The organism is Patescibacteria group bacterium (assembly GCA_038065255.1).
GTDB lineage: Bacteria > Patescibacteriota > Patescibacteriia > JACQRZ01 > JACQRZ01 > JBBTRI01.
Genome location: JBBTRI010000015.1, coordinates 28,193 through 43,941, shown reverse-complemented (window position 1 = coordinate 43,941; position 15,749 = coordinate 28,193). Strand labels below are relative to the sequence as shown.

Annotated in this window: 13 protein-coding genes; 6 read left to right on the top strand and 7 right to left on the bottom strand. The window is 44.4% G+C overall.

The features are described from left to right. Positions 1 to 590: hypothetical protein (locus AAB400_03990; GenBank protein ID MEK7649043.1), on the top strand; the 590-nt coding region annotated here is incomplete at its 5' end. A 42-nt stretch (positions 591 to 632) separates the two neighbouring features. Here AAB400_03990 and AAB400_03985 read toward each other — a convergent pair. Both AAB400_03985 and leuS read right to left on the bottom strand, forming a co-directional pair. Further along, positions 633 to 1,130 (bottom strand): hypothetical protein, encoded by a 498-nt coding sequence (locus AAB400_03985; GenBank protein MEK7649042.1) that lies wholly within the window; start codon positions 1,128 to 1,130, stop codon positions 633 to 635. A 34-nt stretch (positions 1,131 to 1,164) separates the two neighbouring features. Next, complete coding sequence (gene leuS, locus AAB400_03980) at positions 1,165 to 3,603, bottom strand: leucine--tRNA ligase (GenBank protein ID MEK7649041.1); 2,439 nt, start codon at positions 3,601 to 3,603, stop codon at positions 1,165 to 1,167. Positions 3,604 to 3,699: 96 nt separating this feature from the next. Between leuS and AAB400_03975 the strand changes: the two genes are divergently transcribed. After that, positions 3,700 to 6,258: a GNAT family N-acetyltransferase gene (locus tag AAB400_03975; GenBank protein MEK7649040.1), complete on the top strand. Its 2,559-nt coding sequence runs from the start codon at positions 3,700 to 3,702 to the stop codon at positions 6,256 to 6,258. On the opposite strand, the gene AAB400_03970 is transcribed toward AAB400_03975, so the two are convergent. Beyond that, positions 6,209 to 7,000: a helix-turn-helix domain-containing protein gene (locus AAB400_03970; GenBank protein MEK7649039.1), complete on the bottom strand. Its 792-nt coding sequence runs from the start codon at positions 6,998 to 7,000 to the stop codon at positions 6,209 to 6,211. The two genes, AAB400_03975 and AAB400_03970, sit on opposite strands and share 50 nt — an antisense overlap. Positions 7,001 to 7,463: 463 nt before the next feature. Here AAB400_03970 and AAB400_03965 point away from each other — a divergent pair, with 463 nt between their 5' ends. The 3 genes from AAB400_03965 to AAB400_03955 all read left to right on the top strand — a co-directional run bounded on the left by AAB400_03965 (position 7,464) and on the right by AAB400_03955 (position 8,794). Then, the gene (locus AAB400_03965; GenBank protein MEK7649038.1) at positions 7,464 to 7,949 is read left to right on the top strand and encodes a hypothetical protein; all 486 of its coding nucleotides are present in this window, start codon (positions 7,464 to 7,466) and stop codon (positions 7,947 to 7,949) included. A 156-nt stretch (positions 7,950 to 8,105) separates the two neighbouring features. Next, complete coding sequence (locus AAB400_03960) at positions 8,106 to 8,360, top strand: hypothetical protein (protein ID MEK7649037.1); 255 nt, start codon at positions 8,106 to 8,108, stop codon at positions 8,358 to 8,360. Further along, positions 8,357 to 8,794, top strand: coding sequence for a hypothetical protein (locus AAB400_03955; GenBank protein ID MEK7649036.1), 438 nt, complete (start codon positions 8,357 to 8,359; stop codon positions 8,792 to 8,794). Before AAB400_03960 ends, AAB400_03955 begins: the two co-directional genes overlap by 4 nt. A 183-nt stretch (positions 8,795 to 8,977) precedes the next feature. Here AAB400_03955 and AAB400_03950 read toward each other — a convergent pair whose 3' ends face one another. The 3 genes from AAB400_03950 to AAB400_03940 form a co-directional block, all read right to left on the bottom strand. Beyond that, positions 8,978 to 9,643 carry a hypothetical protein gene (locus AAB400_03950; protein ID MEK7649035.1) on the bottom strand — a complete coding sequence of 222 codons (666 nt, stop codon included), beginning with the start codon at positions 9,641 to 9,643 and terminating at the stop codon, positions 8,978 to 8,980. Between the two features lie 75 nt (positions 9,644 to 9,718). After that, entirely contained in the window at positions 9,719 to 11,647 is a 1,929-nt protein-coding gene (locus AAB400_03945; protein ID MEK7649034.1) for a transketolase C-terminal domain-containing protein, read from the bottom strand. After that, complete coding sequence (locus AAB400_03940; protein MEK7649033.1) at positions 11,644 to 12,993, bottom strand: hypothetical protein; 1,350 nt, start codon at positions 12,991 to 12,993, stop codon at positions 11,644 to 11,646. Before AAB400_03940 ends, AAB400_03945 begins: the two co-directional genes overlap by 4 nt. A gap of 304 nt (positions 12,994 to 13,297) precedes the next feature. Between AAB400_03940 and folE the strand changes: the two genes are divergently transcribed. Then, on the top strand, positions 13,298 to 13,867 hold the full coding sequence (gene folE / locus AAB400_03935; GenBank protein ID MEK7649032.1) for a GTP cyclohydrolase I FolE: 570 nt from the start codon (positions 13,298 to 13,300) through the stop codon (positions 13,865 to 13,867). 559 nt (positions 13,868 to 14,426) lie between these two features. On the opposite strand, the gene AAB400_03930 is transcribed toward folE, so the two are convergent. Then, the coding region (locus tag AAB400_03930; GenBank protein MEK7649031.1) for an excinuclease ABC subunit UvrA at positions 14,427 to 15,749 on the bottom strand (1,323 nt) is incomplete at its 5' end.

Genomic DNA, 15,749 nt, shown 5'->3' with positions numbered 1-15,749 from the left:
TTCTCAATGATGCACTCATCCCGTTTTCTACCCGCGCGCAGCACCCGCTGACATGTGAGGCATGGAAAAAGGCATATGAAGGAATAGCGAAAATACTTCATGATGGGAATATAGCCGATGATCGGATATTTGATCTTTGGTACTGTGTCATGGAAGCTGGACTCGTTGATTTCAATAAAATGAGTTTTACCAAAGATGTCGCCGTACGCTTAACAGAAGAATGCGAAGCAGTATTTGATGTGATAACACAGCATCCCTGCGGGGAATGGGTAAGCCTCATGTTTGATGAAGTTGCATTTGTTTTTCGAGGCGAAATGCCCTATGCAGAGACGGTGCGAAAGCGCTTTGATTGTTCTCGCCTGGTTCGCCTCCTTGAAGAAGCCGTCATTAATCTGAATATCCTTACCACATGCTATGAATATATTCAGCAGCGCAAAGAAGGTGTGGTCGATAGCGAGATGAAGCCAACAAGCTTTTCGATCCCGGGGCTCTCACTCCTTTTTTACCAACAGGATTCAGAAGATGACTTTGCGTATCAAGCTAAAATTGTTGAGCGCATCGCCCATGGTGTCGCTCTTCAAGTCGGCTAACAGCCCCGCACTTTTCGGGGCTTTTTTATAAAAAAAAGCCTCTTATGGCCAAGAGGATTGGGGAGATTCGGTATGTGATTGCATTCCTTTGAGTGCGCTACTTGACTCACTATAGAGAGTCGCTGCAATATCATGTACCGTGACGATCGCAAAGCGTTCAGGCTGAGCAGTGAGCAGTTCTTTGAGGTTTTCGTTACGCAACAGAACCATGAGACATGACATCGCGCCAAGAATCGCACCCTTTGTTCGCATCTCAATACTCCACTCAATGCCAATGGCAGGACTATTGTGTTCCGCAAAGAGGTCGCATACTAGTATGAGTTTACCGTCCTGTGAATCAGAAAGAATTTCATGGATCCATTCTGAGAGTTCATGAGGAATGCCTTCATAATGCCGGTATTGATCGTCTCCTATGAGATCGACGGCAGGATGATGGCCAACGCGCCAGCAATCTAAGATGACGGAATGTTGAATAGCTGAAGAAAGAGGGGATATCGCCTGAAGTTGAATGTACAGTTGTTTAGAAGTGAGGACCTTCATGATAGCACCACTCTAGTGTAGTGTAGGAAAAAAGTCAAGACTCCAAGACGATATTCACTAATTTATTTTTCACGACGATGATCTTTTTGATATCTTTACCCTCTATCCATTTTTGAACCGCCGGGCGGTCGAATGTATGAGCTTTAAGCATATCTTCAGCGCAATCTACTTCAACTTCGATTTGATCTCTAACCCTGCCATCAACTTGAATCACAACGGTTACAACAGAATCTTTCACTAATTCGGAATCATAGGTTGGCCATGTATGGGTAGAGATGGGTTCAGCGCCGCAGAGTTCGAGTAATTCTTCAACGATGTGAGGAGCAAACGGCGCTAAGATAAGAAGAAGCCTTAATTGAAGTTCTTTGTCGATCACCTCTTCTTTATGGATGGCATCATGAAGTGCATTCACACAGATCATCATCGAGCTGACAGCTGTATTAAAATTAAATGTTACAATGTCTTCCGTCACTTTTTTTACTGTTTTATGAACGCCCTTTTGCAATTCGTGGGATGAAGTATGAGTATGGAGATCCGGGTGTTTTCTAATTTGATCAAAAATATACCAAACTCGCTCAAGGAATCTGCGTACGCCAACTGCGCCATTGGTGCTCCAGGGTTTTACCGCTTCGAATGGGCCCATGAACATTTCATATATGCGGATAGTATCTGCGCCGAACATTCCGACAACATCATCCGGATTAATCACATTGCCCCGTGACTTCGACATTTTCTCTCCATCTTCACCAAGGATGAGTCCTTGGTTTCGAAGTCGTGTAAACGGTTCGTCAAAAGAGAGGAAACCGCAGTCACGCAGAGCCTTGGTCATAAAGCGAGCATAGAGGAGGTGGAGGACTGCATGCTCTGCGCCGCCGACATACATATCAACAGGCATCCAATACTGTATTTTTTCTTTGTCGAACGGTTGATTTGTTTCACGGGGACTTGTATAACGCAAGTAATACCAACTGGAACACATAAATGTGTCCATGGTATCCGATTCTCGCCGTGCCGACCCCCCGCACGACGGACATTTCACGGAATGAAATTCTTTTGAGCGCGTAAGAGGTGATTCACCCGTGGGGCGGAAATCAACATCCGTTGGCAAAAGAACCGGCAGATCAATTTCCGGCACCCCTTGTTCACCACACGAATCGCAATACAGGATCGGGATAGGCGCTCCCCAGTAGCGTTGGCGGGAAATAAGCCAGTCACGGAGCTTGTATGTTGTTGAGGTTTGTGCAAAACCATTTTGTTCGCAGTGATCAATGATTAACTGTCGGCATTCCCTTCCTTGTTTGCCCGCCGCTTCTGCCGGTTCGGTGAGAATGCCATTCTGCATGTCTGAATAACAATATTCAAAGCGCTCTACGCGTTCTCGTTCAGTCTGGTCTTGCGGCACAAGGCACACTTTCAGAGGGATACCGTATTTTTTTGCAAAAACAAAATCTCGTTGGTCGTGCGCCGAACACTTGACGATCCCTGTACCATAATCTGCCAGTGCAAAACTCGCAATCCAAATCGGAAGCTCCTTTCCATCAAGAGGGTTGATAATCCACCTTTCTGTAAAAATACCTGTAGGTTCCCGTTCTTCGCGAGTAAGTGCGCGTTCGTTTATCATTTGCTGTGCTAGGTTAAGAATATGATCTTTACGTGGAACCCCTTCGAGAAGTGTTGAGAGGAGCGGGTGATCGGGTGCAATGACGACAAATGAATCTGCATAGCATGCTTCGAAATGCGCTGAGAATGTTTCGAGTGCCATATCTGTATCTTTCACCGGCGCAGAAAAGATAAGCCCTTCGCTTTTGCCAATCCAGTTTCGTTGCGATGCCTTGATAGAGTTGGGCCAATCAAGCGTATCGAGGCACGAGAGAAGTTCGTCGGCATAGTCGGTTACCTTAAGAAACCATTGTTCAAGTTCTTTTTGGATAACTTCGCTATGGCATCGATCGCATGAGGCATTGACCACCTGCTCATTTGCAAGGACTGTTTGGCATGATGTGCACCAGTTGACGCGAGCCTTGCGTTTGTATGCGAGCCCCTTTTTGTAGAGTTGGAGAAAAATCCATTGAGTCCATTTGTAATATTCGGGAGAGGAGGTATCCACTTCACGGCTCCAATCGTAGGAAAAACCGAATGATTTAATTTGTTTGCGGAAATTCTCGATATTCTTCGCCGTAGTCGTTGCCGGATGGACACCTTGTTTAATGGCAAAGTTTTCAGCAGGCAGGCCGAATGCATCCCAACCCATCGGATGGAGTACGTTATAGCCGTTCATGCGCAAATAGCGCGAATAAATGTCCGTTGCCGTGTATCCTTCCGGATGTCCGACGTGCAATCCATTGCTCGATGGGTAGGGAAACATGTCGAGGCAGTAGAATTTTTTCTTCTCCGGATCTTCAGACACTTCAAATGCCTTGTTCTTTTCCCAAACCTCCTGCCATTTTTTTTCGATGCTTTGATGGGGGTACATATAAGAGTGATTATCTTTTTATCCTAGCCATCTTTACAAAAAAAGCAAGTCGTTTGCGACGGCATTTTTCTATGATACAGTGGAATGACGAAATCTATGAAACACGAAATTGAAATGGGCATACCATTTGCAGACCTTTCTGTAAAACAAAAAAAGGGGATTATCGACCAAACGAATGATATTCTCTCACGTCTCCTAAAAAGAGAGGAGGTTGATGTTGAAGCAGTGTTGGCATCAGCACTAAGCAGTAGTGCGAGTAGAAGGCCATTGCGCAGGATGAGGCAGGCCATTATGTTCTTTTTTGAAACTGCTTCCCGCAATCTTGCCAGCGACACCTATAATGAAACTGAACGCACAGCCATGGCGCATCATTTTTCTGACATGGGGAGCGCATTGATTCGCCATTTGACCCCCGCTCAAGCACTTGTTGCTTCCTCACAGATCCTTCGAATTAAAGAATTTCAGAGGGTAGTAGGCAATGCAATGACTGATCAGATAGCAAAACGCATAGCCGCGGCGCCCGAAACCATAGGTAATTCCATTGTTGATGTCATTGAACAGCTTTCTGCCTCTGAACAGCTCGATGCGATTCATCAACTCACAACAGTCAGTAGTAGAATCCTTATCAGCAAGATAGCAGCAGCGCTTAACAGCCGCTCTGTTGACGAAATTATTGAGAGTGCTCGACAAAGAAGTGCAGTGGGCGACTGTACTACTGCATACAATACTCTTGTAGATGCTGAAAAAAGTATCAAGGGTATTATTAATAGTATTCGAAACCGTTTGCCGCAACAGCTTGTTCAGTATGCGTGCAATGAGGCAGCCGGGGCGATTGATGAACGCCATAATTTTTTTGTAAGTTCAAAAACCAGCGATGAGATATATAACGAAGCGGTGTCGTACGGGGATCCCACATACGGAAGACAGGTGGAGCGTGCTGAAGAAAGCTGGTTTTTTGATGATATACATTTGAGAGAGCAAATTGCAGTGCCACGCCAACCGCTTCGCCTGCCAAGTGAAAATAGGCAATTACTTCATCGTATCGCATCCGATGCTGTTGCGCTCTACGATCATGCCATGATCCCTGAAGATATTGGGCGGGTAGATTTTTCTCAGATGCCAACTCCTCACGGACCGTCAGTTGCGTTTGCTGAAGCGCTTCTACAAAATCGTGAAGTGCTCGAAATGGCACTCCCTCATTCGCTATCACAAACAATACTTCGTTTTTTCCCTTTATTTATCATAGATCAGTCTCCAGAACAACTTGCGCATGTATTTGGATCAGTATCAACAGCAATGAAGCGGGAAGAATGGACTCACTATTTCTCATTGTGGAAGGATCTTCTCGATGAGAAAGGAGAACGCGGTGGAAATAAGGAGCATGCCACGCTCGGCATTATACTTATTGAAAAAAGACTTAAACCGATAATGGACACTGTAGTAAAAGACCTCTTCAGATCTGCAGAAAAGACTCTACAAGAATCCGCGTATAGTCCGATGCAAGCGAACTTCAAGCAATTTCACACTATACAGTCTGATCCAGAACTTAATCCGTATATTGGCAGTAAAGATGAAAACATTCCATTGCTATTGCAACACCTTCATCGACCAAATTTAAGAAGTGTCATTGAAGCCGATCTGGGAATTTCTTTTGCCGAAGTGCCGATTACATCACAAATTCACTTATTGCGATTTTTGGCAACAGCAGATACGGCGATGTTTAAGCGGCTTTCCCGATGTTTAAAATCGTCAGGAGAATTACGAACAGATGTTTTACGATCATTTATGACGGCAGCTGAAAGTCCTGCAACAGCACAGACTATTTTAGATGTTTTTGAAAAGTATCATAATAATCCCGAGCAACTCACGAAGATATTTAAGCTTCTTCGTACCATTACCGATGCTGCATCTTTCGCGTCAAATTATCTGCGATCACAGTATAAAGAAAGAGACGATCAGGAAATTGTTCGAAAAACAATACAGAGACTCTTGCAAAAAACAAAAAATGTTCTTGAGTCAAGCCTAGAAGGAAGAGATGTCGAAAATAGTGAATCACTCAACAATACTTCAACCGAGATACTATTGTTGACCTTGACATTTAGAACATTGAGAGAGTCGGGGCTGAAGGTGCCCTTGTCCGAAATAGAGGGGATAGATATGACTATTCTTCGCGGTGAAGAACTGAAGCGCTTCGCAGCTGCCGATGATAACTGGAAGAGAATGGAAGAGATTTATCGATCACGGTATGCAAATACCAAATATCCGGAAGAATTTAAAACTGCATTGGTGGAGGGATTGCGGCTTGCGACTGAGAAAGGAGAGACAGCACTCTATGTCGTGAAGCATGAAGGGGAAATTATTGCCTATTGCAGATTTGATACGCGAGATGACGGAAGTTTGTATTTTGGTTCATTTGTAATTGATGAGCGCTATGACAATCATAAATTGGGAATTGCGCTTTTGGAGGAATCGCTTCTAAAGCTTGGTGTTACTCATAGGATTGAAGCAGATTGCGATCCGGATTCTCCGGCTGCAAAAATATATGAGAAGCTAGGATTTGTGGTGACCGAGCACTACGATTACAAAGGCGTGCCCTCAACGCATATCATACGAGTTGCGGACTCAATGAGGCATCAAACACAGTCGGCTGCGTAGTGTTCCAGATGTGGTCAAAGAGCATGCGATGCATGCGATTGATGATTGGATCCTCGATGATGACGCCGATCATGTTTTGTTCCGCCAGGGTAATATACGATACCTTGGTATCATAGATCTGCATAATGGACTCAAAAAGAATTCCGGCATTGGGTGCAATGAGTTTTGTTTCTGTAATTTCGCGTAAATAACTCTTGAGATAATTGCGTGCAAAGGGGGTGTCAAGCACGAGTCCACGCTTTCTGAGATGGAGTCGCGCGCGTTTTTTTGCATACTTTTCATTGAGATCGCCTATGTGTTTTACAATAGAATCAATATCCGTGATCGAAGTGATTTCTGTTTTTGCAGTTAGAGAATCCTCGAGTACTTTCCAGATGCCTTCCCGTCCTTCAAAGAAGCGTACACCGGGCCGCTGAAGCGAGAGGTTATAGAGCGATTGAAGTTCGGGAATCAGGGAGGAAATTGTTTTTCGGTTCTGCTCGAGGCGTTCTTCTTGGGATCGGACGAAATCCTCGAGTTTTGAAGGGTCAGTGAGCGTATAGGTCAGTAATCCATCTTTTACTTCCTCTATCGCCAAACCCTTATCTCGGAGGGAATGGAGAATATTATAGAGATCACCGCGTTTATAAGGAACATGGTGGAGGAGTTTGCCGACCGTCAGGGGACCGGTTTGAAGCATTTTAAGGTATAAAAACGCTTCTTTAGGGGTAAGTCCTGCCTGGATGAGTGATTGTGGGTCCATAGAGGATGGATAATATTATTCTCTATTCTAGCATAGAATTATTATAATGTCAAAATAAAATGACAAATAGTATATATAAAATACTCGCATTTAATACTACTATCAAAAAGAATTATAAAATATATATAAAAGTGTATCACGTAGCATTGACATAATACAAAGTTTATGGTACTATTATGGTCATAGCGTATACGTTTTGAATGTCTCGCTTTCATAGAAAAAAATAGTTCTATGAGAGCAGACTCAAAAACTCAACCCTTCTACTGGTTCGGTATCTATCGAACCGGTCGGATGCGGCCATTATCTAAAGGAGAGAGTGGATGCATCTGACTCTGGAAGGGGGCAGTTGAGCAGTGCTTTGCCATAAGACCGTTCGAGCGAGCGATTTTATGGGAAGGCATAGGATTTTGAACTACAGAGCGCTCTGCAGTTGGGTCCTGACTTTTCCGAGGAGTTCATCACAATGGTTTTTCAGATCATCAGCACTCTCATTCAGTCGGTCGAAGGGTCGGTCGGACTCGCCAACATGGCCGCTCTGGCGTACCATGTGGGCACCGGGAATGACCCTGCGACCTACCAGGAGTTCGGTGTCGACAAGCCGATCGATGTGGCCATGAATCTCGCCGGCAGCTACGCCGTGCAGACCGCGGCCAGCCTCATCGCCAATCAGCGGAACGGCGAAGTCACGGAATATGGTTACGAAAAGGCGATCCACGATCTCGCGTCGGACAATCTCACGGATTCCGAAAAGAGGATCGCCAGGCAGTGCGCCAATCTCGCGTGGAAGGTCGGGCAGCCGTTCCGGTCGTTGGACCGCGTCACGCGTGCCCCCATGGTCGACTTCAACCTCCTTCCCGAGGAGGAGAAGATCAAGGATGACGACCAGATCAGGGCAGCAGCTCAGGAGTTCGTCCGCCACATCGGGCGGCCGGCAATGATCGACAACTAGCAACAACGGGTTGAGAAGATGGGATCACATAATGCGCGTACCAGGGAAGGGTTCCCTACTACAATCGCATGATCCCGCTTCTCTCGAGCAAATCATATGTATGGTTTTCTCAAGAGAAGAACAGTGATATACTCTAACTATTCAAAAAAGAAAAATATGAATCAGGAACCAAGATTAGAATCGTTACGTGCCACGCTTGCCGATGAAAAGTTTGAGAAAGCAGGAACATTCAAAGCACTCGCACGCTTGAATAATCTTATCGAAGGAAAACAGAAGCCATCGCCAAGCAGCGAGGCGCTTGATATTGCACTCGAGCAGCAGGAACGGATACAGCAAGCGCTCATCCTCGCGGTAGAGGCGCATGCAAAGCAGAAAGATCGGCCAGATGCCCCTATGTTAATCATGTTGTGAGAGCGGCAACGCGTGTTATTGAGGAATATGGCATTACCGACCCCGATCTGATTATCGCGGGACTTCTTCATGATTCTGTGGAGGACCAAGCAGGTTTGTTGGCACAAAAACAACAGACCCAGGGAGGTGAAGTGTCTGGTGATACGCGCCGCGATGCGCTTTCGTACCTCAAGGCGATCTATGGATCCCGTGTTGCTCATATCGTTGCCGCATTATCAAATCCCGAGTTGCCAAAAGATACGGCGCAGGCAGAAAAAAACCGCCACTATAAAGAGCACGTAGCGCATGCTATTCAAGAAGAAGATGTGCTTTACATCAAATTGGCAGATTTTTCCGATAATGGTTTTAATCTTGCGTCGGTATTAGACACTCCCCGCCGCCTGAAGCTAGGAGATAAATACGAACCCGTACTTGATGTATTTTTCAGCGGTTAAATGATTCGTCGCTTACAATCAGCGAAAAGCTTACATCAGATCTTCTGAAAAAACTCGAAGAAGCCCGCCGTGGGATTCAAGAATTTCGAACAGCAAACTCGTAAGTGATTACTTCATCACCGCTTTGAGATACTCTCCAGTCCAGCTTTTGACTACTTTTGCAATATCTGCAAGCAGCCATTACTATGAATCATTATGAGAATGGCTTTCTGTCAGAAAATCTTCAATGCTCTTGATTAGTGTTTCTATGAGCAACTCGCCACTCTCACTATTTTCTAGATTGTGATTTGCATTTTCAACAACAATGAGTCGAAGATTCTGATTAATCTGAGTCGCTTGGAATAAAAAGGAATTATCCGTAATATCGTCAAACTCACCACTCATAACGAGTGTTGGAATCGAAATTGACGCAAGGATGCTCTTCCATTCGCTTTTATAATCAGGGAGTGTCGGATTCTGTGTTTTAAACAGCGAAATTCGTTGGGGCCAGCCGAGCTTTATCGAACAGCCAAGAATAATAATTTTATTAATAGGCAATTTTTTGCAATTAAACAATGCCAATGATCCTCCTAACGACTTTGCAATTAAGATAATATCTGTGTACGGGGCAATAGTGGCAATATGCTTTAATACGGTGATAAGTTTTATTTGAGAATTATCGAATAGGTCCTGTGTGTCATATTGGTACGACATGGACACACCATAAACATTACCTTTTCCTTGCTTAACAAAATATTCAACTATTTTACTGATAGTTGCAACGTTCAATCCGCCTGAATAGCCGGGTACAAAAACGTATGTTTTATCATGCGTTTTTGAAAATGAATATTCGATAATGTGTTTAAGCATAGAATCTTTATAGCATACTCTTAATAAAAAAAAAGGCCGCATGTTTTGCGACCAGTGTTATACATTTTCTAAGCTCTAGAGTAGACGCTTAGCTGTGCAAAGGATCCCGTCTGCATCGAGCTTGGTCCATGCACGTATTTCTTCGAAGGTACCAGTTGTGCCGATCGTGAAGCCGACGCCCTCGAGAACTGAAGGGCGAGCATGTCCTTGAAGGAGCGCATCAGCGACAGCTTGCCGCAGTATGCGTGGATGCCCGTTATATACGGTTAACAACGGTCGTCCGTTTGTAATCAAACTGCCAAATGCCTCATTAAGCGCATTTGGATTGATTACATTGATTACACGAACTTGGATCCCATCCTTTCGCAGGTGGTCAGAAACTTGTAAGCAACTGTCAATTGTAAAACCAGCGCTGACTATCACTAAATCAGGATCACCATCAGTGTCGCGAACTGTGTAGTAGGTCAGAGTTCGTTTAACCTTATCATCTGGCTTACCTTCGATTCGTGAACTATGTATGCGGATATAAACTACTCGTCTACTTTCACCCAATGCCCAGTTAAGGCACGCAAAGGTATCAATAGCGTCCCAAGGTTCGAGGAATGTAAGCCCCTCCATAGCAAGAAGCGCAGCCGAATGCCCAACTGTTTGATGTGTCTTGCCATTGCGGGCATTGGTAATTCCTGCCACATCCCCGATGATGATCATATTGCCATTGCCCTGAAGAGCTGCATTTAGCTGATCGAGCCCACGATAGGTGAATGCGTCGAAACTATTGATCAGTATTCGTGCTTCAGGATAGCTTACCGAAAGCCCATGCGCCATTGCCACCATGTGCTGCTCGCGAATCCCTACATTATAGAAGTGGAAAATACGATCAAGGCCGATCCTTTGAACAACCTCGGCCGTTGTTACATCAGCTGTGAGAAAGTAGAGTTTAGATCGGTCAAATATACCCCTATTGACTAATTGTCCAAATTCATGGAAATAGTCGAGCTGACAGTTATCTGGGTGGTTTGGTGTTGAATTTTTCGGCGCAATCGTCAGGGGAATAGAACACCACTCATGCCCAGTTTGTTTGTCATCCTGACCTTTTATTAATTCAATTTTTTTCAACGCAGCAGCGACTAAGTCAGGATCTAATAAAGCATTAAGAGTTGCAATTCCGCGTTCAACAACCTCATTTTTCACTCTACCCATAGTGTGGTAACCGCTGAAATGTTCTGCTGCGCCTTCGAGTCCAATACCCTTTATGGTTTTCGCAATAATAACTGTTGGACGCCCTGTTACATTTGATGTAGTGAGAGCTTTTTCGTACGCTTCACGCAGGAACGTAATATCATGTCCGTCTTTAAGATTCACGACATTCCATCCGTACCCCTCCCATAGAGTGGCAAGGGATGCGCTATCCGTATCTTTAATCGGGTTGGAGAGCTGTTTGCCATTGCAATCGATAATACCGACTATATTGTCAAGTTTCAGATGGGCTGCGTGCCGAGCAGCTTCGCTTACTATGCCTTCTTGCTCCTCACCGTCTCCCAAAAAAACAAACACACGAAAATCATCGCCATTATTGCGCGCGCCGAGAGCTGCTCCCACCCCATAGGACATGAGCATGCCGAGCGAACCGCTTGGTGTCAAATCAACGCCAGGCGTTTCGAGATAATCTTCGTGGCCGTGCAGGCGAGATCCGATTCTTCGGTAATGACTCAATTCATTTTCGTCAAGCCAGCCTAGTAATGAAAAAATCTTATATCGAAGGGGGCCAAGATGACCTCGCACTAATACTCGGTCTCGCTGCGGGTCATTCGGATCTCTCGGATTAAAACGTAGTATGTCGCCGAAATAAAGAACAGTGAATAATTCTACTGCGGCAGATGAACCACCAATATGGCCGTCGTCAGCAGTAAGGCAGATCTCGAAACAACTCTTGCGAGTGAGCATTGAGAGTATTTTAAGTTCTTCATTGCTGAACCCGGGGATTGAACATAGACTATTTTTCATGCCTCATATCTCCAGAATTGACGAAAACTCAAGTCGGCTAGCGATCCGTATTTAAGACCTTTTGGGTTTCGTCTGGCATAGAGCGGGATCATTAAACGCCGCTGCCCATCCATCGCCACGGAGCTATACCCTTGTTGCCACGCAAAATGCTGAAATCGATCATGGTCACGATCAAATCCGATTGCGAAAGCGCCATGGTACATGCCACAATAACGACCCCATAAGTAATAGAAAGTCGTTTCATAGACGGCCTTTGCACTGATGGTCATGCTGTGCTGTTGCATAAACCACTCAATCATCTGCGTGACTCGTGATGCCATTTCAAGATTGCTATGATGTATAGCCATTTCTCGATTTATCCTCAAGATCTCAGCCTTTTTGCTTAAAAAGTGCTGTTGAAAATCTCCTGAGAAAAATGGCATCATTCGCGCAATATCAGGCAGTGCCATATGTATGGCAATCTGAATAATCGGATCACTTTCATTACTGCAGTCCGTAAAGTTGGCACAATCCGTAAAATCGCGATACCGCCAATTTGCACCATACCGTTCGCGCAAGAAACGCTCAATCCGTTTTGTCAATGTGTCAAGTGAAACAAGATGCGGACTCACACGCTTACCAGGTAGACTTTTTAAGGTTGATTGAACGAGTTCATACTGATAGGTGAGTCGTTGCAACATTTCATGCGCGCGAGCGCTTAAGAAATACTCGACACTAACTTCAGGGAAAATCGAGGAGGTCGCAGCAAAACTCGCCTTCTGTTGGAGAAAGATCACGCTGCCATGGATGGAATCTGACGCATTATGAGCAAGAGCCAACACTAAAGATGCTGCTCGTCGGATTTTCTCCGGCGGGATACATGATTGGAGTAGATTGAGCGGCTCTCCTTGTTTCGGCTGAGGGTCGCGATGCGCACATAGGAAGCTTGTGAAGAGCACTCGATCGCTCGCATAGAGTGATAGCGTGAACTCGACAAGCGCATCAATTGCGCTCGAATCATGGTTAAAACCAGTCTGCACATGTCCTTTGAACCCAATAAAGAGATAGCTAACGAAACAGATCACAAAGCGATGATCAACATGCCTTCTCTTGAACTCATTTGGTAGTCGCCGAATGAATTCTCGAATAATCTTAATCTCTTCTTTTGATGGTGTGTGACCTGATAGAATTTGGCATGTTGTTGAGAAGTATTGAACCCACAATTTCCAACCGTCCTGACCAACTCCAAGGGGATGAAAATCAATCCCCGCATATTCTACTTGCGAGAGAATGAGAGGGGGCCAGAAGGGTCGTACGCGAATGTGATGGTTATAGAGTTCGGTAAGAGCTAGTATTTGGCCATTCAAATGAGCTAATTCCTGCGATATTGAGACATCATAAAAACAGATTTGTAGGTTTTTTTGCATTTTTTCAATGTACTATTTTTAGAGTATATCAATGCACAAAAATGTCAACACTATTGCACCCCCTTTCTTTTTGTAGTTATATGTGATTGACTCAGAGCATCTATTTGCTAAGATTGAGACTGTAGAGAAATACCATGAAGCTATTTCTCTACAAGCTTAAGATTATCTTTGAAATGTCAAGCACTTTGTTTGTCATCCTGATCGATGTGGAATTGAGGAACCTATACTATAATTTGTAGAAATTATGATTAGAGCAAAAAAAAGAGAACAGTTGATAGTCGACTTACTTAAAAGCATCGGCGAAGATCCTGACAGAGAGGACTTAAAAAATACTCCCAAGAGAGTTGCTAAAATGTGGGAAGAATTTTTCAAGGGATATGATCCCACACATAAGCCTGTTATAACAACATTTAAAAATAAGAATGAACAAAATAACGATCAGTTAATTATCGATACTGGTCATTTTTTTTCTCATTGTGAACATCATTTAGTTCCATTTTTCGGCAAATATTACTTTGCATATATACCAAATAAAAAAATAATCGGATTGTCAAAAATCGCAAGAGTTGTCGATTATTATGCCGCTCGTCTTCAAATACAAGAGAGACTCGTACGAGAAGTCGCTGATGAAATAAATAGTGCAGTAAAGCCGAAGGGACTTGCTTTTGTGTTAAGAGCGAGACATCTTTGTAAGGAAATGAGGGGAGTATTGAAATATGGCGGTGAGATGACAGTCAGTGATATGAGAGGAGTTTTTAAAACTAAGAAATCAATGAAAATGGAATTGGTAAGTTATATTAATACTCATGGATAATATAATATTTGATATATTAATGAACGAGGTAAGATCTCTGAATCTAGAGACAGGATCTTATGCTTTGTTTGGAAGTGCGCCGATTGGAGTAAGATCAATGAAGAGAGTCTGTAGTGATATTGATATTATTGTCACGAAGCAAGTATGGGATGAATATAGACTCATGGATGAATGGGCTCTTTGTGTGTTCAAAAAGAAAGACGGTGAGATTGAGTGTCTAAAAAAGAAGCACGTAGAACTATATTATACTTGGGGTCCTGGTGCATGGGATATAGAGTGGTTAATTAATTCAGCAGATACAATAAACGGATTACCGTTCGTAAAACTTAAACATGTACTAGAGTGGAAACAGAGACGAAAAGAATCGAAGGACATCAGAGACATATATTTTATCAGCAACTATCTAGCAATAAAGTAAGAAATAGCTCCAAGAAAGATTGGGCGAATAAAAAATTATATGTGCGGGATTGAGGTTTGAACGCCTCAGGGATGGATTTCCTCGACTGGGAGTGCTACTGACAAAGACGTGCCATTGCATGATGAGGTGTCTGTTGGCTATTTACTTCATCACAGCTTTGAGGTATTTGCCTGTCCAGCTCTTAGGAGTTTTGGCGATATCAGCAGGGACTCCTTGGGCTACCACGTAGCCGCCTCCATCTCCGCCTTCCGGGCCAAGATCAATAACCCAATCGGCGTTTTTGATAATATCCAAATTGTGCTCGATGATGAGAACGGTATTTCCTTTGTCGACAAGCTGGTTGATGATATTGAGAAGCAACTTGATATCTTCAAAATGCAAACCCGTTGTCGGCTCATCAAGAATATAGAGCGTCTTGCCGGTTGCGCGGCGTGAAAGCTCTGTTGCAAGTTTGATGCGCTGCGCCTCGCCGCCGGAAAGAGTGTTTGCCGGTTGGCCCAACTTGATATATCCCAACCCCACATCTGAAAGTGTTTTGAGTTTGTCGCGGATCACTTGATGTTTGGTGAAAAATTGCAGCGCTTCATCAACAGTCATATCTAAAACGTCAGAAATCGTCATGCCTTCATAGTGGACTTCGAGTGCTTCGCGATTGTACCGCTTGCCTCCGCAATCCCGGCATTCAACATACACATCAGAAAGAAAACGCATGTCAATGCGCACCATGCCTTCGCCCTGGCAGGTTTCGCAGCGCCCGCCTTTTACATTGAAGCTAAAATGCCCCGGCTTGAATCCCTTGATACGTGATTCCGGCAGCTCGGTAAAGAGTTCGCGAATCGGCGTGAAGATATTGGTATACGTTGCAGGGTTCGAACGGGGAGTGCGGCCGATCGGCGATTGATCGATGATGACGACTTTGTCGATATTGTCGATGCCGGTGATTTCTTTATGCTTTCCAGGTTCGTCTTTTGCGCGGTAGAATTTTTTTGCTAACGCCTTGCTGAGTATTTCAACAATAAGCGTGCTTTTTCCGGATCCGGACAGTCCGGTGACAACAACGAGTTTTCCAAGAGGAATACTTACATCGATGTTTTTGAGGTTGAACTCTGATGCACCCTTGATGTCGATTGATTGGCCGGCACCTTTGCGGTTCTTTTTTTGAATATAGATTTCAAGTTCGCCGGTGAGGTACTTCCCGGTGAGTGAGTGTTTATTTTTCTTCACTTCATCCGGAGTGCCCATGGCTACGATTTGTCCGCCGTTCTTGCCTGCACGCGGGCCGATATCCACAATAAGGTCTGCCGCAAGCATGATATTGGTGTCGTGTTCGACAACAATGACGGTATTGCCCGCATCTCGCAGGCTTTTGAGTGTTTCAATGAGCTGTTCGGTATCTTTTTGGTGGAGGCCGATGGACGGCTCGTCGAGGACATAGACCACTCCAACTAATGACGAGCTGATATG

Coding starts and splice junctions, on each gene's coding strand:
- AAB400_03960 (MEK7649037.1), top strand. CDS start 8,106: ATGAATCAGGAACCAAGATTAGAATCGTTACGTGCCACGCTTGCCGAT.
- folE (MEK7649032.1), top strand. CDS start 13,298: ATGATTAGAGCAAAAAAAAGAGAACAGTTGATAGTCGACTTACTTAAA.
- AAB400_03945 (MEK7649034.1), bottom strand. CDS start 11,647: ATGAAAAATAGTCTATGTTCAATCCCCGGGTTCAGCAATGAAGAACTT.
- AAB400_03950 (MEK7649035.1), bottom strand. CDS start 9,643: ATGCTTAAACACATTATCGAATATTCATTTTCAAAAACGCATGATAAA.
- AAB400_03970 (MEK7649039.1), bottom strand. CDS start 7,000: ATGGACCCACAATCACTCATCCAGGCAGGACTTACCCCTAAAGAAGCG.
- AAB400_03975 (MEK7649040.1), top strand. CDS start 3,700: ATGAAACACGAAATTGAAATGGGCATACCATTTGCAGACCTTTCTGTA.
- leuS (MEK7649041.1), bottom strand. CDS start 3,603: ATGTACCCCCATCAAAGCATCGAAAAAAAATGGCAGGAGGTTTGGGAA.
- AAB400_03965 (MEK7649038.1), top strand. CDS start 7,464: ATGGTTTTTCAGATCATCAGCACTCTCATTCAGTCGGTCGAAGGGTCG.
- AAB400_03985 (MEK7649042.1), bottom strand. CDS start 1,130: ATGAAGGTCCTCACTTCTAAACAACTGTACATTCAACTTCAGGCGATA.